A 20,923-nucleotide genomic window follows, 5' to 3' on the forward strand; every position below is an offset into this window, starting at 1 on the left:
ACTTACCTCAATTCAAACATTGTTGCTCCGATTCGCACAGGCTTGCGCGGAGGCAAAACAACAGGTTCATTAACTCTACTATGACCTATCATAGTTCCGTTAGTGCTACCTAAATCTTCAAGAACCCAAGAATTTACAGATTGATTAAAATACACGCGCGCGTGATGAGAAGAAACAAATTCGTCATTTAGAACAACTGTATTGTTTGCAGATCTTCCAAGAGTTACGCCAGAAGGTTCCAATGGGAATGACGAACCAGCTAAAGGACCATCAATAATAACAAGCAAAGTTGGCATTTCAGCTTGATTATTCTTCTCTAAATTAGCAGAAGCAATATTGTTATTTCTTAAAGATTCATCATTAGAAGGATTTGGTCTGCGATGAGACTTATTCTTCCAAGCTTTAGACTTTTTAGGACTAAAAATTTCAATATCTTTTCGTAAAGATCGAACAGCAAACCATACGAATACCCACAAAAGTACTAAAAAACTGTACTTAAGTATAGCAAAAGTCAACTCGGTTAATATCATGCGTGTACTCGTATCTCTTTACGTATTCGTCTACTACTCCTGATCTTGATCCGAAGCCCAATAAAGAATACGGGTGCGCCCAATAGTAATAGTGTTTCCATCTAATAGCGTTGCTGCTGGAGTTTGATGACCTTCAACATAAGTACCATTAGTGGATCCAAGATCCCTAGCAATAACACCATCTGGTGTAACGTCTATTCCAAGATGTCTACGAGAAATTCCAGGATCATCAATAACAATATCGCAACCAGAACCTCTGCCTAATATTGTGCGATCTTTTGTTAACAAATACCTATTCCCATTAATCTCCAGCATTGGATGATTTTCTGACTGCTCTTGCGTTGTTACAGGAACAGCGTTTCCTGGAACAGAATCAGAAGTTAAATTGAAATTACCTTTGGTAAGATCAGTATCTTCTTCAAAAATAACTGCAACTGGGCCAACAAAAGCATAATGCTGACTTTTTGCATATTGTGTAAGATTATCCGCAAGCTCATTTGCTAAAGCTTCACTACCAAGCTGATCAAAGTCTGGAGTACTAAGCTTAAAGTGATACTCATTTGGTGCAACCGTACGATCGCGATCAATTGGCATAGACTGGTTATCAATTTCTCGCTCTAATGCACTAGAAAGATCAACAGGTTGCAAGTCTTTAGACCCGAATTTTGCGAAGACTCCATTCATTGCACCTTCAACGCTCTTCTCAAGTCTGTCAAGCACGCTCATTGTAAACCCTTTCTACCTTTTCCTCATATTACTCGTCACCTCGTACGGTGTACAAATCACATCTAAATACCAAACATGCGTTTGCTAAATTTATTTACATACTTGTTTATATACTACATTTTTACAAAATTATGCAAAATAAACAAATAAAACTTATAAACCAATTTAATATTACAAGTTTATTATATATTTCTAAGTGTAATCTTTAATTATGAATCAAAAAAATAAGCTTTACGAATTTTTAGAAAAAATAAAGTTCTATATAACTAATAATAAGAAGTGTTCTACTGTTATACTTCTTGCGATTTTAGTTCCTTTAATTGGAAAACTTTTGCTTGTTAATAGTGCAGAAAGATCTTTTGAAGCAGGAATCGTAGCATTTTTCCACAACTATTCTCCGTCTTTTATAATGGCTCTTTCTAAATTGCTTGCAATAGTTTTTTCTACAAAATCATGCATTGTTATACTTTTTATTTTGGCTGTTATTTCTTATTTTATAAAACGAGATTGGCGCATAACTCTAATACAGCTTGCGACTTGCCTTTTGCCAATGATTTATATTTTTGCTGTTAAATTCATAGTTCATAGACCTAGGCCATTTATTGGTGTAAAAATTAAAGTTCCACCAGATCCAAGTTTTCCAAGCGGTCACACTGCAGCAGCAGTAGCTATTTGTTCAATGGCTCTTATGATTATTTATATTGCAAATAAGTCTTTCTTAAGGCTTGGATTAATCGTTAGCATTATTATTGTTGCTATTGTTGCAATTTCTAGACTTGTTGTTGCAGCACACTTCCCTAGTGATGTTTTAACTTCTGCAATAATGTACCCAATACTTGTTTTGTCTATTCTTAATCTATCTAAAAGTAATAGTTTTATTTACAACAAAATATTAAGAAAATTAAAATAATATAGATATCAAAATAGACATAAAATATTAAATACCAGAAGGGATTTTCTATGTTTAATGGTTTCAAAAAATTTATTGCACGAGGTAGTGTAATCGACATGGCGGTTGGTGTTGTTATGGGCAGCTCCGTAACTTCCGTTGTTACTTCGATTGTTAAAAACATTATTAATCCGCTTATAGCAATGATTTGTGGAAAGCCAGATCTTGATGGTGTTTTAACAATAACAATAAATGGTGCAACAATATCATTTGGTGCCGTTCTTGGATCAATCTTAAACTTCCTTATTGTTGCTGCAGCTGTTTATTTTTGCATTGTTCTTCCTATTAATAAGTTAAGGGAGATTGGTCTTCCTTTCTTACAATTTGAAAAAGAAAATAGTGATGAAGAAAAACGCAAAGATCGCGAAGAAAAAATGATTAAAATTTTGGAAGATATTCGAGATCTATCTTATAAAAAATAGTTTGTTTAATGATTTTTATAAATGATTTTTATAAAAACTAATCCCCACTAATCTACTTAAAGTTTAGTGGGGATTAATTTTATGAGATTAAATTATTAATTATAAGTGCTTTTGCTTTAGTCATCACCAAGAGTTAAGTGAATTCCACCAACTAATGATCCAACAACGTTATAAAGCAAAGATCCAATTGCAGATAATAATGTTGCAATAACTATTTCTACAACAGAAAAAATTATTACAGCACTTAAAACAGTTGGCAAAGAAAAAACGTCTGCAAGGTTAAAACCGTTGCTATTTAAGCCTGTTGATGAAACAATCTGTGTTACTTGATCAAAAACACCAATCATGTTTAGAAATAGCCAAACTAATCCCGCTGCAATAACTTGTATTATTCCGCCAGCAACACTTAGCAAAAATGTTACTTTTGCAACACTCCAAGCATCTACTCTAACTAGGGAAAGACTCATCCTTCTAGCTCTTGGTTGAGTAGATTTTCTAACGCTATACGCATTAGAAGAAGACGTAGCTGTTGCACCTACTGTTCTTGGAGAACTAGTATTAGATTCTCCACTAACTTTGCTATTGGATGCTTCAAAATCTTCACTCATCTAAGTTCCTTCCAATAGTTTTTTCTGATGATTCTTCATTTTGAGTTTCATCATCATCTCTTTCCTCGTTTCGAGCAATCGAGATGATTTCATCACCCTTATCTGGCTTTGCTAAAGTCACTCCTTGAGTGGTTCTACCTGTGCGCTTAACTTCGTTAACGTCGGAACGAATCACTTTACCAGACTTCATAATTGCCATTACTTGATCTGTTTCTTCAACAATCAAAGCACCAACCAAAGAACCGCGGCCTTCTGTAAGCTGTACCGCTTTAACACCGTAGCCGTTTCTTCCTTGCAAACGATACTCTTCAATAGCTGTACGCTTAGCAAATCCTTCGTTTGTAACAACAAGAAGATCTTTGCTTGTATCTACCGACACAACATCCATATCCAGCAATTCGTCGCCTTCTCTAAATCTCATGCCTTGAACGCCTGCAGTTTGACGGCCCATTGGTCGAAGTTGCTCATCATCTGCTCTAAACTTAAGGCTCATACCAAGTTTAGAAACAAGAATAATGTCATCTTCTGGGTTGCACAAAGCTGCACCAATCAGCTCGTCTGTTGGCTCCCCAGTTTCTTCGTTTGCCATTAGTCGAACAGCAATCAAGCCACCTTGTCGTGGAGAATCATATTCTTGCAAAGCAGTTTTCTTAACTTTTCCAGAACGAGTTGCCAAAACCAAATACTTTGCTACATCATAATTTTGAATTGACAATACCGCTTGAATTGTTTCTCCAGGAGTAAATTGAAGAAGATTTGCAACATGCTGACCTTTAGAATCTCTTGATCCTTCTGGAAGCTCATATGCTTTAATGCGGTAAACGCGTCCGCGATTAGTGAAGAACAAAAGCCAATTGTGAGTAGATGTTAAGAAGAAGTGATCTACAACATCATCTTCACGAAGCTTTGCGCCCTTAATACCCTTACCTCCACGGTGTTGTGCGCGATACTCGTCTGCTTTTGTACGCTTAATATAGCCTGCGCGAGTAACTGTTACAACAACGTTTTCTTCGGCAATAAGATCTTCAACGTTCATTTCTCCCGAGAATGGAAGAATCTTAGTTCTGCGCTCATCTCCATATTTTGCTACGATTTCGTCAAGCTCATCGCCAACAATCTTGCGCTGACGCTCTGGGCTTGCAAGAATATCGTTGTAATCTTCAATCTTGCGCATTAATTCTTCATGCTCGTCGAGAATCTTTTGACGTTCCAAAGCTGCGAGCCTACGAAGTTGCATTGCAAGAATAGCATCTGCTTGAACTTCATCAACATCAAGCAAATTCATCAAACCAGTGCGAGCTGTTTCAACATCTTTAGAAGATCTGATTAATGCAACAACTTCGTCAATCATATCCAAAGCTTTTAAGTAGCCTTGCAAAATATGATCTCGCTCTTCTGCCTCGCGCTTTAAGTAGCGTGTACGCCTATCAATAACTTCAAGCTGATGACTTACCCAATGACGAATAAACGCATCCAAGCTCAAAGTTCTAGGAACACCATCAACAAGCGCAAGCATGTTAGCGCCGAAAGTTTGCTGCAATTGCGAATGCTTATACAAGTTGTTCAAAACAACTTTTGGAACAGCATCTCGCTTAAGAACAAGAACCAAACGCTGACCAGTACGGCCAGACGTTTCATCGCGCATATCTGCAATGCCTTGAATCTTACCGTCTCGCACAGCTTCTCTAATAGAAGCAGCTAAATGATCAGGATTAACTTGGTATGGAAGCTCAGTAACAACCAAGCACATACGTCCCTTAATTTCCTCGGTATTAACAACAGCGCGCATTGTAATTAATCCGCGACCAGTGCGGTACGCTTGCTCAATTCCCTTGTGGCCTAAGATTGTTGCTCCAGTAGGAAAATCAGGCCCTTTAATTCGCTGAATTAATGCTTCTAGAAGCTCGGAATTACTGGCATCTGGGTGATCTAAAGCCCAATGTACGCCATCGGCAACCTCGCGCATATTGTGAGGTGGAATATTAGTTGCCATACCAACAGCAATACCTGCAGAACCATTAACTAAAAGATTTGGGAAACGAGATGGCAAAACTGTTGGCTCTTGAGTTTTTCCATCGTAGTTTGGCAAGAAATCAACAGTATCTTTGTCAATATCTCGAACCATTTCCATAGCAAGAGGCGCCATACGGCATTCTGTATAACGCATTGCTGCTGCAGGATCATCACCTGGGGATCCAAAGTTTCCTTGACCATCAACAAGCAAGTATCGCATTGACCAAGATTGAGCCATACGAACCAAAGTGTCGTAAATAGCAGAATCACCATGAGGGTGATACTTACCCATAACATCGCCAACAACACGAGAGCACTTGTTGTATCCGCGATCTGGCCTATATCCGCCATCGTACATTGCGTAAATAACGCGACGATGCACTGGCTTTAAGCCATCTCGAACATCTGGCAAAGCACGCTCAACAATAACAGAAAGTGCATAAGCAAGATAGGATTCGCGCATCTCTTGTTGCAAATCCATATGCTTTACGCGAGCACCCTTCATTAAGCCATAATCCGTATTATCTGCTTCTTGCGGGCTTTGTGGCTCCATTGAACCGTCAGGTAACTGATCTGGCTCTTCGCTATTATTAGCGGCATTTATTTCGTCTACCACTGTAATTCCTTTTTATTAGCTTTAAGTTTATTTGCTTTAATGCTTTTACTGACAATTTTTAACAATTTTTAAGCGTCAATAAATCTTGCATCGTGAGCATTACGTTGAATAAAGAGCCTACGAGGTTCCACTTCGTCTCCCATAAGCATTGAGAAAGTTTCATCAGCTCGAGCAGCATCTTCAATATGAATTTGCTTTAGGATTCTGTGCTCAGGGTCCATTGTTGTTTCCCACAATTCCTGATAGCTCATCTCACCCAAGCCCTTGTATCGCTGAATGCCTTCGCCTTTAGGAAGTTGTCTGCCTGCAGCTTTACCTTCTGCAAGAACTCTGTCTCGCTCTGCATCCGTATAAACAAAATCATGCGCACCCTTGCTCCACTTCAAGCGATAAAGAGGAGGCATTGCAACGTAAACGTAGCCTGCTGTAATCATTGGTCGCATATAGCGGAAGAACAGTGTTAAATTCAATGTAGCAATATGAGCACCATCAACATCAGCATCAGCCATAATAATGACTTTGTGATATCTAACTTTACTTAAGTCAAAATCTTCACCATAACCGCCACCAACAGCAGTGATTAAGGATTCAATAGTTTCCGACTTCATCATTCTGTCGATTGATGCGCGCTCAGTATTCAAAATCTTACCGCGCAATGGCAAAATTGCTTGCGTAATAGGATCTCGTCCTTGAATTGCGGAGCCACCTGCGGAATCACCCTCCACTATAAACAGCTCGCATTCTTCTGGATTATTAGACTGGCAATCCTTCAATTTATCTGGCATTCCAGCAGTTTCAAAGATTGACTTTCTACGAGTATTTTCGCGAGCTTTCTTAGCTGCAAGACGCGCACGCGATGCTTCAATTGCTTTTTGAATAATGTTCTTTGCTTCACTTGGATGAGCGTCGAACCAATCTCCAAGCTTTTCGGTCATAACTCGCTGAACAAAAGTCTTAGCTTCGGAATTACCAAGCTTTGTTTTAGTCTGACCTTCAAACTGTGGAGTTGTAAGCTTTACGGAAACAACTGCTGTTAAGCCTTCTCGAACATCGTCTCCAGAAAGATTAGTATCTTTTTCTTTTAATATGTTCTTTTCTCGAGCATAACGATTTACAAGAGATGTAAGCGCAGCACGGAATCCTTCTTCGTGAGTTCCACCTTCTGTAGTAGAAATCGTATTTGCAAAAGTATGCACCGCTTCCGAATATGCAACAGTCCATTGCATAGCGATTTCTGCAGAAATACCAATCTCAAGGTCTTCTGCCTCAAAATCAATAACATCTGGCTCTACTGGAACAGCTTTACGAGATTTAACTAAGTAATCAACGTAATCTTTAATTCCGTGATCATACTTGTAGCTAACGCTTTGATGCTTTTCTTCGCTAATTGATTCATTTTCTCCAGTGACTTCATCCCCTGCTTCATCGGGTTTACGCAAATCGGTTAGAGAAATCTTCAATCCCTTGTTAAGAAAAGCCATTTGCTGGAATCTAGATCGCAAAGTTTCAAAATCGTACGTAGTTGTTTCAAAAATTGCGCCATCTGGCCAGAACGTTACAGAAGTTCCCGTAGATTCACCATCTTCCATTGGCTGACCTTTTTTAAGAGGAGCCGTTGGATGCTGATCTACATACGTTTGAGTCCAATGGAATCCTTGACGACGAACTTCGATTTCTACACGCGTAGAAAGAGCATTAACAACAGATATGCCAACGCCGTGCAAGCCGCCAGAAACAGCGTATCCGCCGCCGCCAAACTTTCCGCCAGCGTGAAGCTTAGTCATAACTGTTTCAACACCAGAAACACCTTCGCCTGGTACTTCGTCAACTGGAATACCACGTCCATCGTCCACAACTTTTATTGCATTGTCTGGCAAAATTGTCACTTCAATGTGAGAAGCATAACCAGCCAAAGCTTCATCAACTGAATTATCTACAATCTCGTATACAAGATGATGCAATCCTCTAGGGCCAGTTGAACCAATATACATACCTGGCCTAATTCGAACTGCTTCCAATCCTTCTAGAACTCGAAGATCACTAGCATCATAATGTTCAGGAGAAAGTGAATCATCTAGCTGAGCATCATCTAGTTTATGTTCTTCAACAGAATTTTCCATTGAATTATCTTCAGTGTTTAACACTTTAGATCCCTTCCCGTATTACCTCATGCCAAGAGGCATTTACGAGGTCTATACACGCTAGAAAGCACAAAAAAGGGTCTTCTAGCGATTTAACTATATTACATAACATTCTACACATGCATAATGACCGCTCTTTATTAAGAGCCATTATTAGTGATTCTTAATATTAAACCTACTGTTTATTGATTTTTTGCCTGTTTTTTGCAAAGATGGGCCAACTATTTTGACTTCTTTAATATTAATATTCTTAGAATATTCAAATATTTTTTTCTCAAGCATAGGCTTGCAATAGCTAAGTTGCGTATACCAAACATTTGATTTTGTTCTAACAATTAAAACGCCATCTTTTATTTTGTCTATATAACAATTCAATGATGCGCTTTTTCCAACTATTTTCCACCAATCTTCGCGCATTTTTGCTATAGAAAGTTGCTCATTCCAATTGTTTTGATTAGCAAAATTTGCAAGTAAAGAATAAAGATTTTGTGGATCTCTACCAGGTTTTCCAAAACTTTCTAAAGCTTTATAAGCATTCTGCTCGTTAACTACCTTTTTTATTGCTTTCTTTTTAATAGGCGTAAAAATTAGTTCTGGAAGCTTTCTTGTATCTAATTTTAGTATTTTATTTACGGGAATTTTCATCTAATATCCCCTAAGTCAGTAGATTTATTTTGGTTATTTTCAATATAATCAACACTATTTTTACGACTATTAACAATATTTTCCAATAAAATTTTATGATTAATATCAATATTGTTTTCTAAAGATTTAGAATCATCTTCATTTTGATCTTTTGCTATTTTAGACACATCAATAATCGAGTTTTCTAACACACTTTTATCTTTTGGTATATCACTTAAAGACGCAACAGTAATAAAAACTTGATCTTGATTTTTTGCAAATTCTAAAATTTGTTTTCTTCTAAACTCGTCTAATTGTGCAAAAACATCATCTAAAATAACAATAGGTTTTTTCCCATTCTTTTTTTCTAATGACTTAAATAAAGCCATTTTTAACGCTAATGCAAGAGTCCAAGATTCACCGTTTGAAGCGAATTCTTTTGCATTATAATTATTAAGTAATATAGTAAAATCGTCTCGATGAGGCCCTATTAGATTGTATCCTCTTGCAACTTCTCCATTATAAATTCTTTGAAAATGCTCACTAATCGCAAGCCTAATAGAATTATCATTATTTTCTTCAAAATCGTTTTCGCTAAAATCAATCTCACTAAAAGAAGGATTATATTCGATTGAAGCAAAATTAGATGAGTTAGAAAGATGTTTAACAATATTTGAAAAAACATTATTAAGTAACTCTATTATTTGTTTGCGTAATTTTGTAAGAATTATTCCAGTTTCAATAAACTTAGCAGTCCATACTTCTAAATCAGAAACCGTATTGTAATTATTCATTGAATTTGGTGAATAATTATTAGATAAACTTTTTAATAGTGCAGAACGCTGCTTTGCAATATGATTATATTCTTGCAAAATAGGCAAATAGTTTGGTATTAATAATGCTCCAGCTTGATCAATAAAAGTTCTTCTAACAGTAGGATCTGAAACAATCAAATTTTGGTCTCTTGGAGTAAAAGAAACACAAGGAACTAAGCCAACTATATCTTTCATATATAGAGATTTTTTACCATTAATCCTTGCTCTATTAGCACCCTTTAGATTAATGCTTAGCTCAAATGTTGTTTCGTCTAAATCATTTGAACTATCTAAAGTATTGCTATTGAAAGTATTGTTAAAATCCTTAACATTTGCACGTATTGTAGCGCAATTATGATTTATCTCTATTAATGGCATTAAAGAAGATACTCTATGACTTGTTCCCGTTGAAATAACTTCTAACGATTCAACAATATTAGTTTTACCTAAACCGTTTGAACCTAATAGAATATTAATTTTTGGGGAAAAGTCGAATACACAACTACTCCACGAGCGAAAATGGTCTAATGCAAGCTTTGAAACATACATTTATTTGGCTACGTTATTCGTTTACATTTATTAGTTTTAAGGATGCATTGGAACAACAAGATATCTGTAATTCATGGATTCATCTCCATCTGCTTCTTGTTGACCGTTAAATTCAACAGGCTTAACAGCAGACGTGATTTTAGCGTGAATAAATGGCTCACTAATAGCGCTTAATCCTTCAATCAAGTAGTTAGGATTAAAAGCAACAATAATATCTTGACCATCCATATCTATGTCAATAATTTCTTTTGCTTTAGATTCACTGTCGTTTCCAGCACTTAGAGTGAGTTCATCTTCCGCAAAAGACATGTAGATTGGAGCATCTTTTTCTGCAACAATAGCAACGCGTTTAATTGCGTTAATAAGCATTTGTCGATTAATAATTGCGTGAATAGGATACTCGTCAACAAAAAGACGATCTACAGAAGGAAATTCTCCATCAATAAGTTGAGAAGTGCTAACTCTTCCAGAATTTTCAAATCCTAGAATAGAAGGTTCTTGCTCGTTTAAGTTAATAACAACATTTTGATGTTCGTCAACAGAGCGCGAAATATCTTTAAGAATGCTTCCCTTAATAAGAGTTGAAGTATTTATATCGCTATGTTCTGGAGTCCACTTAAAAGTGGAACGAGCAAGACGATATCTGTCAGTAGCTGTAAAAGTAACAGTATCGTCTTCAAAATGAGCATGAATTCCTGTTAGAACTGGCCTATCTTCTTCTCTAGAAACTGCTACAGAAGCCTGATTTACAGCCTGAACAAAAGTAGGAGCATCTACTTGACCAAGTTTTGAAGGAATTTCTGGTAAATCTGGATATTCTCCTTCTGGCATAAGTTGCAAAGTAAATGTTGACTTTCCAGAAGTAATTGTAAGAGTTGTTTCGTTAGAAGATAAATATGTTTTTTCTGCTGGCAAAGATTTTGTTATATCTGCAAGTAGTCTGCCTAAAACGAGCACACTCCCTGCTTCATCTACACCCGCATCAACGTGATGACGACTAGAAAGTTGATAGTTAAATGCGCAAAGCTGCAAAGTTCCGTCTTTTGCTTCTAGCTTTAAGCCAGCAAGAATAGGATTTGCTGGACGATTATCTATAACGCGAGTAGTCCAAGATAGTGCGTCTGCAAAAGAAGCGGAATTAACTTCAACTTTCATATTTCCTCATTTCAGTAAAACTGTGTTTATTCTATCTCATTGGCTAATGAAAATCTAATTTAGAAATAAGTGCTAAGCGTTAATAAAAAATATTATTATTATTCAAAAATAAAGTAATAATAGTAATAAGCAATGTGGAAATGTTAACATCTGACTAGAAAAGCTTTGTTAAAGCCATTATCCACATAAGAAAAATGTGGATAACCTATGGGCAATTGTGTGCAAAAAGAGTCGAGTTATCCACATTCAAAGCTATTTTTTCATTAATCCACATTTTGAGCGGCTTTATAAACAGTTTATTCACTTTTTTAACGGCGTTTTCCACCACTTATCCGCAGGGTTTAACCACATTTGTGACTAACTATGTGGATAACTTTTTTTATTTTAATTAACAGAGTTGTATAGATTTGTGTAAAACTACTTTTTATTCGTAGGATTTTGCTTTAATCGAACAGTTAATTCCATAACATAGTTATAGATTTCCTGCTTTTCTTGCATCTCTCCGCTAATGCGCGTATAAGCATGCATAACAGTCGTGTGATCGCGGCCGCCAAAGACTTCGCCAATATCAACAAGACTCATACTTGTCATTTCTCTAGCTAAATACATTGCAATTTGACGTGCCAAAGCAACATTCTTAGTTCTAGATCTGCCAACAATCTCGTCAAAAGTCATATGGAAGTACTTAGCAACTTGACCAATAATATCTGTTGGACGAATTTCAATATCGGAAGCAAAGAAGTCTTGTAAAGCTTGTTCTGCCAAGGCTTTGCTCACAGGTTGATTACTTAAAGATGCAACGGCTGTAACTCTAGTTAAAGCACCTTCAAGCTCACGGATATTCTCTGTAAAACGCTCCGCAATAAGGTCTAGAACATCGCTAGGGACGTTAGAATTATTCATTAATGCCATCATTCTTAGAATGGCTATTCGGGTTTCTAAATCAGGCGGCTTAATATCAACAGTTAAGCCAGACTCAAATCTAGAAATAAGTCTTGATTCAAATCCTCTAAGATTTTTAGGAGCAACATCAGAAGCAATAACAATTCTTTTACTTGCTTGATAAAGAGCATTAAAAGTATGGAAGAATTGTTCCAGAGTTGCTTCTTTTCCTCCCAAAAACTGAATGTCATCGATTAAAAGAACATCAACTTCGCGGAAGCGCCTATTAAAATTAGCGATTTGACCCTGATTTTGACTTGTGTTTTGTAAAGCCTCAATAAATTCGTTAGTAAATTCCTCGCTTGTAATATAACGAACCTTAAGTGAAGAATCCTTAACAAGAGCATAATTGCCAATAGCATTAAGCAAATGTGTTTTACCTAAACCAGATCCGCCGTAAATACATAAAGGATTAAAGTCTTTTCCAGAGCCTTCTGCAACAGCTAAAGCAACTGTGCGCGCAAAACGATTAGAATCTCCAGGAACAAAAGTATCAAAAGTTGCGCAAGTATTTAAGTGAGTAACGGGATCCCTTTTTATTGAAGAAGGAATTTTTGCTTGCGGATTATTAATACCAGAATTAATACCAGAAACATCTAAACCAGTGTTTTGCATGGTATTTAAGCCGGTTGCGTAGTCAAAATCTTTTTGAATAGGAGTATTGCTAGATGAACCAACATTTTCAACGCTATTAGTGTTTACAAGATTGTTAGTATTTTCAACAGATTGTGCGCCAAAATTTGATTTTACGTTCTCTAAAGAGTTGCTTTTAGAAGAAGATAAGTCTGAATTAACGTTTGTATTTTCTTCTAAAGATGTTGAAAATACTCGGGAAGTCTCGTTTACATTTTGATTAAGATTGCTTAAATCGGAAGTGCTGTTAGTGGCATTGATGTTAGCGGCTGCACTGTTAGTTGAAGTATTGTTATTTTCTGATTGAGAAACAATCTTAAATGCTGGAAACATATCTTTTCCAGTACAAATTTTTAATGATGTAAGAAGAGCTGAACTAAGCTCATTTTGCAAAGCTTGCTGTGTTTCTATATTAGAGACGCAAAGAACAATAGTAGTTCCAAAAATCGATTCAGGTTTTACGCTTTCAAACCAGCTTTTATCGCGGTTGCTTAAAAGGGCATTATGACGCAATACTGCAAGGGTATTTGACCACACAATAGTGGCTTGCGCATTTGGATCGCTAAAAGAATCCGTCATGCTACACCCCCATAAACTTGCAGAAACATTTATTCGATTCTTTACGCTTAGACAAAACAGATATGCAAAACAGAGATACATATCCATTCGCGCGCGTAAAGAGTGCTAGTAGAATATGTTTACTCCGACCCTAAGAAGTTATCCACAGCCTCGCGTGTTGAAAATACTTAATTGTGAATAACATGTGTGTAATTTGTGGATAAGATAAAAGCTTTTAATCCACATTTTTCAAGACTTTTACAAGTTGTTTGATTTAGTGAAAATGGTACAGAAAATTTTACGGTGTTGAAAAATTTGACTTATTAAAGCGTACTTATAAACACGTTTAATCAAAAGTTTTTTGACTATTGGTGAGGGGTAATAGTAATTTAGTATAGCTTGACTCATACGGAGCCGTGCTTTTGCATGGCTAAATACAGGAGCGTTAGTTATGAAGAGGACATTCCAGCCTAACAACCGTCGTCGTCACATGAAGCACGGCTTCCGCGTTCGCATGCGTACGCGTGCTGGCCGCGCAGTGATTAATCGTCGTCGCGCCAAGGGCCGTAAGACACTATCTGCCTGAGATGGGGCGCGTCGTAAAGCATGGATAGGCTGAAAAGCCATCGCGATTTTGTTGCGGTGCTCAAAAAACGACGCAAGGTGTGTTCACGGGATATCGTCGCGCATTACAACATGCGTGGCGGTATAGCCGTGTTAAACGCGCTTAACGAAGGCGAAAAAACAAGTCTGAATCAGATTGCCACGGGTCGTGATGGTAATACACCCGCGGCATTTTGTGGTACCTTAAATCAGCCTCAACAAAATGAAGCTGACTTAAGGCTAGGGCTTGCTGTATCTAAAAGCGTAGGAAAAGCTGTTATTAGAAATAAAGTAAAAAGACGCTTTAGAGTAATAGCAAAACAGCATCAATCGTTACTTCCAAATGGTTGTGACGTAGTTCTAAGAGCTAAATCTACTGCTGCTAGTGCATCGTTTGAATCATTAAATGAGCAGGTTAAAAAGATTTTTGAGAAAATAACCAAAATTGTTCAAAATCAAAGCCAGCAAATAGCGCAAGAAGAACACCAAGAATGCCAACTAAATCAACCATCAGAATCGTTGAAAATCGGCGAAAACAACAATAAGTTGGTTTAAGGAATAGTGATACAGCTATGAATAGCAGAAAAAGTGTTGTAGCGAATTTGATTATAAAAGCGATTCGCTGGTATCAACGCGCGATTTCTGCTAATAGACCAGCTTGCTGCCGATACTACCCAACTTGCTCAAGATACGCTATTGAAGCAATTAGCCGCTATGGAGCGTTTAAGGGCGGTATCCTAGCTGCTTTGCGACTATTGCGCTGTAGACCATGGACCAGCTGCAGTATTGACGATGTACCACGCAAATATTCAATTTTTTATCGTTGCGCTTGGTCCAAAGCGCATGAAGAGCCACGGTTAACTCCCTTGGCTGATCAAGACAAGGAAAACTAATGTTTAATCAAGACCACTTTTTACTTGATAATGGAATTTGGGGATGGTTCTATAAAATCCTTACGCCAGTTGAGTGGCTTATGACTCAAGTAATGGCGCTTTTCCACAAGCTATTTGTTCTTATTGGAATGAATGAAATTGGATTCTCCTGGGTTCTTTCAATCGTCTTTCTTGTGCTTGTTGTGCACGCGTGCATATTCCCTGCCTTTATAAAAAGCATTAAAGGTATGCGCAATATGCAAGCGATCGCTCCTAAAATGAAGAAAATTCAGCAAAAGTATAAGGGTAAAAACGATTCTGCTAGCAAAGAAGCCATGCAGCGAGAAATGATGAAGCTGTATCAGGAGAATAACGCAAATCCTGCTGGAAGCTGCCTGCCAATGATGATTCAAGGCCCAGCATTTATGAGTATTTGGTATACGCTTTCTGTGATTCCGTTCATTGCTCGTGGAAAGCATGCTTCTTTGGGTGCTTTTGATGTTACTACAGCACAGCAATTCGTTAAAACGCATGTGTTTGGTGTTGGTGTTTCCGACACGTTTATGACGGTTCAAGCAGGCGGAAAAGTTGTTATTGTAATCTTTGTTATATTGATGTGTGCTGCAATGTGGTACATGCAATTTAACAATATTCGTAAGAATCTTCCGCCAGAATCGAAGCAGGGTTCCCAGTACACAATGCAAAAACTTATGATGTGGGGATTCCCATTAATCTATGTTTTCTCTGCATTTGCTCTTCCATTTGCAATGCTTGTTTATTGGCTTGTAAACAACATTATTAATATGCTTCGCTCTATTTGGCAGGTGTATGCCTTCCCAACCCCAGGATCTCCTGCAGCAGAGGAAAAAGAAAAGCGCGATTACAAAAAAGAATCCGAGCGCCGAAAGCGCGAAGGTTTGCCTTCTATTGAAGAAGAAAAGCTTCAACAGGCTCGAGAAGAAGCTAAGCGCAGAGAATCCGAAGGGTTCCAACGTAAGCAGCCTAATCGCAAGCGAAAAACAAGTAAATAATGTAAAAACAAGGTAAATGTGAATTTATTTATTAGATTTATTAAAATTATTAAAATAATTTATAAATTTGGATTTATCTTCAGTTAAACTGTACACAGAATTGTGATTCTTGACATTTATTGAAATTAAGGAGTATGTAAATGGCACAAGACGAGACCAGGAGCATTGACCAGCTCAATGAGGAAGCTGATATAGCTGCCGATTACTTAGAAGGACTTTTAGATATTGCTGATTACGAAGGTGATATTGAAATGGGAGTTCGCAACAATAGACCAATGATTCAAATTGTTGCAGACGACGATTCAGATATTAAGCATTTGATTGGTAGAGATGGAGAGGTTGTTGATGCTTTGCAACAATTGAGCCGTCTAGCTATTCAGCAAAAAACTGGTGAAAGATCGCACTTAATTGTAGACGTTGATGGGTTCCTTAAGCGTAAGCGTCAACATTTGCGAGATATTGCGTTGGATGCTGTTGATGAAGTTCGCGAAACTGGCGATTCTGTTGATTTGAAGCCAATGAATTCGTTTGAGCGTAAAGTTATTCACGATACAGTTAGAGAAGAAGGCTTAAGGTCTAGGTCTCATGGAGAAGAACCACACCGCTACGTTACTGTTTATATGCCTGCAAGCGCCATTGAAGACGATGATTTAGATGAAGATGTGGATGTAGACATGGATGATGTAGACGTAGAGTTGGACGAAGAATATACAGAGTAGCAATTAGCTTAAATAAAAAGTAACACAATAGAACAAAAATGTTTTATTGTGTTACTTTTTGTTTGAGGGGCTGATTTGCGGAAAAGATTTTAGATATGGAACAGGCTGACAATTTACAAAACAATGTAGATGAAAACAATGTAGATGAATTAGACAACTCCCCTTTGTTGAGTGAAGTTTTGGGCAATGCTCTTGATAAATGCAAGATGTTTCACGTGAAACTTAAGAAAGAGGGATTAGTTCGCGGCCTTGTTGGTCCTAGAGATATGAATATTCTTTGGGAAAGGCATATTCTAAATTCTGCTGCGGTTGTTCCATTTGTTAAAAAAGCAGTTGAAAAGTCAAGTAAGAAATCTATTGCAGACGTTGGAAGTGGCGGAGGTTTTCCAGGAATTGTTGTAGCTGCGTGTTTGCCTGATTGCAAAGTAACATTAATTGAGCCAATGGAAAGACGAGTTCTTTGGTTAAAAGAATGCGTAGAGGTTATGAGCCTAAAAAATGTTACAGTTTTTCATGGAAGATCAGACGAAGTTATTGCTAAAGTTAAGTCTCACGAAATTCCAGCCTTTGACGTAGTTACATGTAGAGCTGTTGCACCTATGACAAAATTGGCTGGATGGACCATTCCACTATTAGGCAAGAATGGCCAACTAATCGCGTTAAAAGGAAAGTCTGCACAAGCGGAGATTGATAAAGCTGAAAAGATGATTAAAAAAGTAAAAGGGTTAAATCCTAGAGTAGTTGATGCCCCTGTTGCTAAAGGCCTTCAATCAACAAGTGTTGTAATAATTGATAAAGGCTGATTTATAAAGGCTGATTTAAGTTTTGTGATTTAGTTCTGTACTTTTATGCGCAATTATTTTGTTGCGTTAACTTTCATTGAATGTTTCACGTGAAACTGAATAAAAATGTTATATGTTTCACGTGAAACTGTGTGTTTTTATAATATTTTTGTAGTATTTTCTGCAATTTTTATGGTGTTTTATGTCCATAGAAGAAAGGAAACTTGAAAATACTACGGTTAAATTGGTTAAGTTTGGTAATTTCCCATAGGTGGGCGGGTGGTGTGAATGGTGGAATCAGCAGAAGATACAATTAAACGTATTTTTGGGGATTCTGGATCTTCCTTGGGCAGTGAGTTGGCAGATATAACCAGTCGCTTTCACGCCATTGATGGCGTTGTGTTCCCTAAGCCGAAGACTACACGTTTTATTGCGGTTGCGAATCAAAAAGGCGGAGTTGGAAAAACCAGTTCCGCTGTGAATTTGTCGGCAGCAATGGCTGTTGGCGGCTCGAAAGTTTTATTAATTGATATGGATCCGCAAGGTAATGCTTCTACGGCAATGAATATACCACATTCTTCCGCAGATCCTTCTATTTATGATGTTATTGAAGGAAGAAAGACCATTGCTGATGTTAAACAAGAGTGCCCAGATATTGCAGGGCTAGATGTTGTTCCAGCTTCGATCGAGTTAAGTGGTGCTGAATTAGAAGTTGCTCAAATGGAAGATAGGAATAATCTTCTTAAGAATGCAATTGATGAGTTTTTAAGCTCTAGCAGCGAACATTACGATTACGTTTTTATTGATTGCCCACCTTCTCTTGGTCTTTTAGTAATTAATGCAATGTGTGCTGTGCACGAGATGCTAATTCCGATTCAAGCAGAATACTATGCGCTCGAAGGATTGGGTCAGTTGATTAGAACAATTGGTTTGGTTCAAAAGCACTATAATCCTGCGCTTGTTGTTTCTACAATGCTTGTAACAATGTTTGATAAGCGAACTCTTCTTGGTAGGGAAGTTTTTCAAGAAGTTAAAAATCATTATCCAAATATTGTTCTTAATACCACTATTCCGCGAACTGTTAAGATTCCAGAAGCGCCAAGTTTTAATCAAAGTGTTATAACCTACGATCCGCATGGAACAGGTGCTGTGTCTTATAGAGAAGCTGCATTTGAGATAGCTAATAAGTCTGATGTAATTTTGTCTGTTATTGATTCAAAAAGAGAGGGTAATTAGTGATGAGTGCAAGTAAATCGCGTTTGGGGAAAGGATTGGGAGCATTATTCCCTGCACTTCCTGGAGAAGATAGTTTAGATGAGTTTGCTAACAAAAAGATTGAAGATGTTTCACATGAAACATTAGAGAGTAATGACACTTCGAGCACTGTTTCACGTGAAACAGACAGTAAAATCGTAGATAAAAATACGCAAAAAAATGTTTCACGTGAAACCAAAATCTTCGCTAAGATATCTACTAAAGTACCAAGTGTAGATAACGCAATTTCCCCGCATTTAAGCCAAAAATTGGGGGAAAATACTTCCGTTTCACGTGAAACAGTGCCGTCAATCGCTAGCAAAAACAAGCATTCGGCAAAGCGAACTTCTATGCCGTCAATTGATGACGTTACAAGGCCAATTGACTTTTTCTTTGGTGATTCTGCTTCTAAGTCATTTGTTTCTTCAAAGCAAAAGAACGAAGATAATGATAAAAATAAAGTTGTAGAAAAAATATCGCAAGATAAACAAACAAGCCAAACGCAAGAGCTAAAGCCTATTGAAGGTGGGTATTTAGAGTATTTAGATCCAAGTGATATTATTCCTAATGCTCATCAGCCACGTACAATTTTTGATGAAGAAGAACTTCAAGAATTATCTGCTTCAATCAAAGAGGTTGGAGTTTTGCAGCCGATTGTTGTGCGAAAAATTAAGGATGTAAGTAAAGATGATTTACACAATGCTCATTATGAGTTAATAATGGGCGAGCGAAGGTGGAGAGCAACGCAATTAGCAGGTCTTAAAAAGATTCCAGCGATTGTTAGAACCACTTCGGATGAAAACATGCTTAGGGATGCGCTTTTGGAGAATTTGCACAGAGTTGCATTAAATCCGCTAGAAGAAGCTGCAGCTTATGCTCAAATGATTGATGATTTTGGACTTACGCAAATTCAGCTTTCTAAGTCCGTTTCTAAGTCTCGTCCGCAAATCGCAAACACCTTGCGACTTTTGAATTTGCCAGCCAGTGTGCAAAAGCATATTGCGTCGGGAGTGCTTTCTGCAGGTCACGCTCGTGCTCTTCTTGCATTAGCTTCTACAGAAGAAATGGAAGCTCTTGCAAAGCGCATTATTGCAGAAGGTTTATCGGTTCGCAGTACGGAAGAAATTGTTTCGATTAAAGTAGACAATGGAGACGATTCTTCTAGAAGAACTAGAGTTAAAAGAAACAACAAGTGGGTGTCTTCTCCAATTAGAAAGCAGCTTGAAGATAGATTCTCCACAAAAGTGGCCATTAAGGGAAGTGAAAATCACGGAAGAATCGAAATAGTATTTTCTTCTCCAGAAGAACTGCATCGAATAGTCAATATTTTAGTAGATAAAAAAGATTAATAATAAACCCCCAATAAGCTGTTAATACAACTATTGGGGGTTATTGTTTCACGTGGAACAAAAAATTATTGTTCGTTCAAATCAGTTAAATCGTTCAAATAGGCTTGTGCATCAAGGGCCGCGCGGCAGCCCATGCCAGCAGCAGATATTGCTTGCCTATATACGCTATCTACAACATCGCCAGCAGCAAAAACGCCAGGAACTGAAGTTTTAGTAGATGCTCCTTGCACAGCAATAGTACCGTCTTCATTAAGATCTAAAGCACCATCTAAGAAACTTGTAGATGGGGAGTGTCCAATAGCAACAAAAATGCCGCTTGCCTCAATATTTTGAGTCTCGCCGGTTTTAATATTCTTAACAGTTACAGATTGTGCATCTCCATCCACGCCGTTTACAGAGCAAACAACAGAATCTAAAACAAAATTGATTTTGCTGTTTTTGCGCGCGCGGTCAACCATAATCTTAGATGCGCGGAATGAATCACGCCTATGAATAAGCGTTACGCAAGAGCCAAAACGAGTTAAGAAAAGCGCTTCTTCGAAAGCAGAATCACCGCCGCCTACAACAACAATAGGCTTTTCCCTAAAGAAGAATCCGTCACAAGTTGCACAATAAGAAACACCGCGGCCCGAGTACTCCTGCTCTCCTGGAACACCTAATTTGCGCACTTGTGAGCCCGTAGAAACGATTACAGCCTTAGATGTATAAGTTACACCATCATCTGTTGTAACCGCTTTTAAATCGCCATTAAAATCTACAGAAATAACATCGTTAAGCAAGATTTGTGCTCCGAATTTTTCTGCCTGTTTTTGCATTGCTTCCATTAGGTCTGGGCCTAAAATGCCGTCTGCAAATCCTGGATAATTTTCCACTTCGGTAGTGTTCATAAGCTGCCCGCCAGGTGTTAGCGCTCCAGCAATAACTAGAGGGCTGTAGCCGGCGCGCGCTAAATACAAAGCAGAAGTGTACCCAGCAGGACCAGAGCCAATAATAATTACGTTTTTTTGTACAGTTTTCATAAAATATTCCTAA

General features: G+C 37.7%; 20 protein-coding genes. 10 read left to right on the plus strand and 10 right to left on the minus strand.

The features are described from left to right. Nucleotides 1-2: 2 nt before the first annotated feature. Together NYP69_RS04590 and NYP69_RS04595 are read right to left on the minus strand one after the other, a co-directional pair. Entirely contained in the window at nucleotides 3-530 is a 528-nt protein-coding gene (locus NYP69_RS04590) for an FHA domain-containing protein FhaB/FipA (RefSeq protein ID WP_004132377.1), read from the minus strand. 33 nt (nucleotides 531-563) lie between these two features. After that, nucleotides 564-1,256 carry an FhaA domain-containing protein gene (locus NYP69_RS04595; RefSeq protein ID WP_004131193.1) on the minus strand — a complete coding sequence of 231 codons (693 nt, stop codon included), beginning with the start codon at nucleotides 1,254-1,256 and terminating at the stop codon, nucleotides 564-566. Nucleotides 1,257-1,467: 211 nt separating this feature from the next. Between NYP69_RS04595 and NYP69_RS04600 the strand changes: the two genes are divergently transcribed. Beyond that, on the plus strand, nucleotides 1,468-2,166 hold the full coding sequence (locus NYP69_RS04600; protein ID WP_004132376.1) for a phosphatase PAP2 family protein: 699 nt from the start codon (nucleotides 1,468-1,470) through the stop codon (nucleotides 2,164-2,166). Nucleotides 2,167-2,216: 50 nt separating this feature from the next. Beyond that, nucleotides 2,217-2,627 carry a large conductance mechanosensitive channel protein MscL gene (mscL, locus tag NYP69_RS04605; protein ID WP_473412984.1) on the plus strand — a complete coding sequence of 137 codons (411 nt, stop codon included), beginning with the start codon at nucleotides 2,217-2,219 and terminating at the stop codon, nucleotides 2,625-2,627. A gap of 116 nt (nucleotides 2,628-2,743) precedes the next feature. On the opposite strand, the gene NYP69_RS04610 is transcribed toward mscL, so the two are convergent. The 7 genes from NYP69_RS04610 to dnaA all read right to left on the minus strand — a co-directional run bounded on the left by NYP69_RS04610 (nucleotide 2,744) and on the right by dnaA (nucleotide 13,389). After that, nucleotides 2,744-3,235 (minus strand): DUF3566 domain-containing protein, encoded by a 492-nt coding sequence (locus tag NYP69_RS04610; RefSeq protein ID WP_004131188.1) that lies wholly within the window; start codon nucleotides 3,233-3,235, stop codon nucleotides 2,744-2,746. After that, nucleotides 3,228-5,864 (minus strand): DNA gyrase subunit A, encoded by a 2,637-nt coding sequence (gyrA, locus tag NYP69_RS04615; protein ID WP_473412985.1) that lies wholly within the window; start codon nucleotides 5,862-5,864, stop codon nucleotides 3,228-3,230. Before gyrA ends, NYP69_RS04610 begins: the two co-directional genes overlap by 8 nt. 68 nt (nucleotides 5,865-5,932) lie before the next feature. Next, the gene (gene gyrB / locus NYP69_RS04620; RefSeq protein ID WP_004131183.1) at nucleotides 5,933-8,008 is read right to left on the minus strand and encodes a DNA topoisomerase (ATP-hydrolyzing) subunit B; all 2,076 of its coding nucleotides are present in this window, start codon (nucleotides 8,006-8,008) and stop codon (nucleotides 5,933-5,935) included. A 150-nt stretch (nucleotides 8,009-8,158) separates the two neighbouring features. Then, on the minus strand, nucleotides 8,159-8,650 hold the full coding sequence (locus NYP69_RS04625; protein ID WP_004131181.1) for a DciA family protein: 492 nt from the start codon (nucleotides 8,648-8,650) through the stop codon (nucleotides 8,159-8,161). Continuing rightward, complete coding sequence (gene recF / locus NYP69_RS04630) at nucleotides 8,647-9,993, minus strand: DNA replication/repair protein RecF (protein WP_004132375.1); 1,347 nt, start codon at nucleotides 9,991-9,993, stop codon at nucleotides 8,647-8,649. The genes NYP69_RS04625 and recF overlap by 4 nt, the downstream gene beginning before the upstream one ends. A 36-nt stretch (nucleotides 9,994-10,029) precedes the next feature. Beyond that, nucleotides 10,030-11,148 (minus strand): DNA polymerase III subunit beta, encoded by a 1,119-nt coding sequence (dnaN, locus tag NYP69_RS04635; protein WP_473410666.1) that lies wholly within the window; start codon nucleotides 11,146-11,148, stop codon nucleotides 10,030-10,032. A 417-nt stretch (nucleotides 11,149-11,565) separates the two neighbouring features. Then, nucleotides 11,566-13,389, minus strand: coding sequence for a chromosomal replication initiator protein DnaA (gene dnaA / locus NYP69_RS04640; protein WP_415684588.1), 1,824 nt, complete (start codon nucleotides 13,387-13,389; stop codon nucleotides 11,566-11,568). Nucleotides 13,390-13,732: 343 nt separating this feature from the next. On the opposite strand from dnaA, the gene rpmH reads away from it, so the two are divergent. The 8 genes from rpmH (at nucleotide 13,733) to NYP69_RS04680 (ending at nucleotide 19,891) form a co-directional block, all read left to right on the plus strand. After that, entirely contained in the window at nucleotides 13,733-13,867 is a 135-nt protein-coding gene (rpmH, locus tag NYP69_RS04645; RefSeq protein WP_004114029.1) for a 50S ribosomal protein L34, read from the plus strand. A 20-nt stretch (nucleotides 13,868-13,887) separates the two neighbouring features. Next, nucleotides 13,888-14,439: a ribonuclease P protein component gene (gene rnpA / locus NYP69_RS04650; RefSeq protein ID WP_004131172.1), complete on the plus strand. Its 552-nt coding sequence runs from the start codon at nucleotides 13,888-13,890 to the stop codon at nucleotides 14,437-14,439. A gap of 17 nt (nucleotides 14,440-14,456) precedes the next feature. Further along, the gene (gene yidD, locus NYP69_RS04655; RefSeq protein WP_004131171.1) at nucleotides 14,457-14,777 is read left to right on the plus strand and encodes a membrane protein insertion efficiency factor YidD; all 321 of its coding nucleotides are present in this window, start codon (nucleotides 14,457-14,459) and stop codon (nucleotides 14,775-14,777) included. Further along, the gene (yidC, locus tag NYP69_RS04660; RefSeq protein ID WP_473410667.1) at nucleotides 14,777-15,787 is read left to right on the plus strand and encodes a membrane protein insertase YidC; all 1,011 of its coding nucleotides are present in this window, start codon (nucleotides 14,777-14,779) and stop codon (nucleotides 15,785-15,787) included. Before yidD ends, yidC begins: the two co-directional genes overlap by 1 nt. A gap of 140 nt (nucleotides 15,788-15,927) precedes the next feature. After that, nucleotides 15,928-16,506 (plus strand): Jag family protein, encoded by a 579-nt coding sequence (locus tag NYP69_RS04665; protein ID WP_004131169.1) that lies wholly within the window; start codon nucleotides 15,928-15,930, stop codon nucleotides 16,504-16,506. Nucleotides 16,507-16,601: 95 nt separating this feature from the next. Further along, complete coding sequence (rsmG, locus tag NYP69_RS04670) at nucleotides 16,602-17,309, plus strand: 16S rRNA (guanine(527)-N(7))-methyltransferase RsmG (RefSeq protein WP_004131168.1); 708 nt, start codon at nucleotides 16,602-16,604, stop codon at nucleotides 17,307-17,309. 267 nt (nucleotides 17,310-17,576) lie between these two features. Beyond that, nucleotides 17,577-18,524 carry a ParA family protein gene (locus tag NYP69_RS04675; protein WP_004131167.1) on the plus strand — a complete coding sequence of 316 codons (948 nt, stop codon included), beginning with the start codon at nucleotides 17,577-17,579 and terminating at the stop codon, nucleotides 18,522-18,524. Between the two features lie 2 nt (nucleotides 18,525-18,526). After that, entirely contained in the window at nucleotides 18,527-19,891 is a 1,365-nt protein-coding gene (locus NYP69_RS04680; protein WP_101889480.1) for a ParB/RepB/Spo0J family partition protein, read from the plus strand. A gap of 65 nt (nucleotides 19,892-19,956) precedes the next feature. On the opposite strand, the gene trxB is transcribed toward NYP69_RS04680, so the two are convergent. Beyond that, on the minus strand, nucleotides 19,957-20,910 hold the full coding sequence (gene trxB, locus NYP69_RS04685) for a thioredoxin-disulfide reductase (protein ID WP_473412986.1): 954 nt from the start codon (nucleotides 20,908-20,910) through the stop codon (nucleotides 19,957-19,959). Nucleotides 20,911-20,923: the final 13 nt, after the last annotated feature.

It is taken from the genome of Gardnerella sp. c17Ua_118 (assembly GCF_055804255.1).

Coding starts and splice junctions, on each gene's coding strand:
- NYP69_RS04595 (WP_004131193.1), bottom strand. CDS start 1,256: ATGAGCGTGCTTGACAGACTTGAGAAGAGCGTTGAAGGTGCAATGAAT.
- NYP69_RS04625 (WP_004131181.1), bottom strand. CDS start 8,650: ATGAAAATTCCCGTAAATAAAATACTAAAATTAGATACAAGAAAGCTT.
- yidD (WP_004131171.1), top strand. CDS start 14,457: ATGAATAGCAGAAAAAGTGTTGTAGCGAATTTGATTATAAAAGCGATT.
- NYP69_RS04680 (WP_101889480.1), top strand. CDS start 18,527: ATGAGTGCAAGTAAATCGCGTTTGGGGAAAGGATTGGGAGCATTATTC.
- trxB (WP_473412986.1), bottom strand. CDS start 20,910: ATGAAAACTGTACAAAAAAACGTAATTATTATTGGCTCTGGTCCTGCT.
- mscL (WP_473412984.1), top strand. CDS start 2,217: ATGTTTAATGGTTTCAAAAAATTTATTGCACGAGGTAGTGTAATCGAC.
- NYP69_RS04665 (WP_004131169.1), top strand. CDS start 15,928: ATGGCACAAGACGAGACCAGGAGCATTGACCAGCTCAATGAGGAAGCT.
- NYP69_RS04610 (WP_004131188.1), bottom strand. CDS start 3,235: ATGAGTGAAGATTTTGAAGCATCCAATAGCAAAGTTAGTGGAGAATCT.
- rsmG (WP_004131168.1), top strand. CDS start 16,602: ATGGAACAGGCTGACAATTTACAAAACAATGTAGATGAAAACAATGTA.
- NYP69_RS04600 (WP_004132376.1), top strand. CDS start 1,468: ATGAATCAAAAAAATAAGCTTTACGAATTTTTAGAAAAAATAAAGTTC.
- yidC (WP_473410667.1), top strand. CDS start 14,777: ATGTTTAATCAAGACCACTTTTTACTTGATAATGGAATTTGGGGATGG.
- NYP69_RS04675 (WP_004131167.1), top strand. CDS start 17,577: ATGGTGGAATCAGCAGAAGATACAATTAAACGTATTTTTGGGGATTCT.
- dnaA (WP_415684588.1), bottom strand. CDS start 13,389: ATGGATATGTATCTCTGTTTTGCATATCTGTTTTGTCTAAGCGTAAAG.
- recF (WP_004132375.1), bottom strand. CDS start 9,993: ATGTATGTTTCAAAGCTTGCATTAGACCATTTTCGCTCGTGGAGTAGT.
- rnpA (WP_004131172.1), top strand. CDS start 13,888: ATGGATAGGCTGAAAAGCCATCGCGATTTTGTTGCGGTGCTCAAAAAA.
- dnaN (WP_473410666.1), bottom strand. CDS start 11,148: ATGAAAGTTGAAGTTAATTCCGCTTCTTTTGCAGACGCACTATCTTGG.
- NYP69_RS04590 (WP_004132377.1), bottom strand. CDS start 530: ATGATATTAACCGAGTTGACTTTTGCTATACTTAAGTACAGTTTTTTA.
- rpmH (WP_004114029.1), top strand. CDS start 13,733: ATGAAGAGGACATTCCAGCCTAACAACCGTCGTCGTCACATGAAGCAC.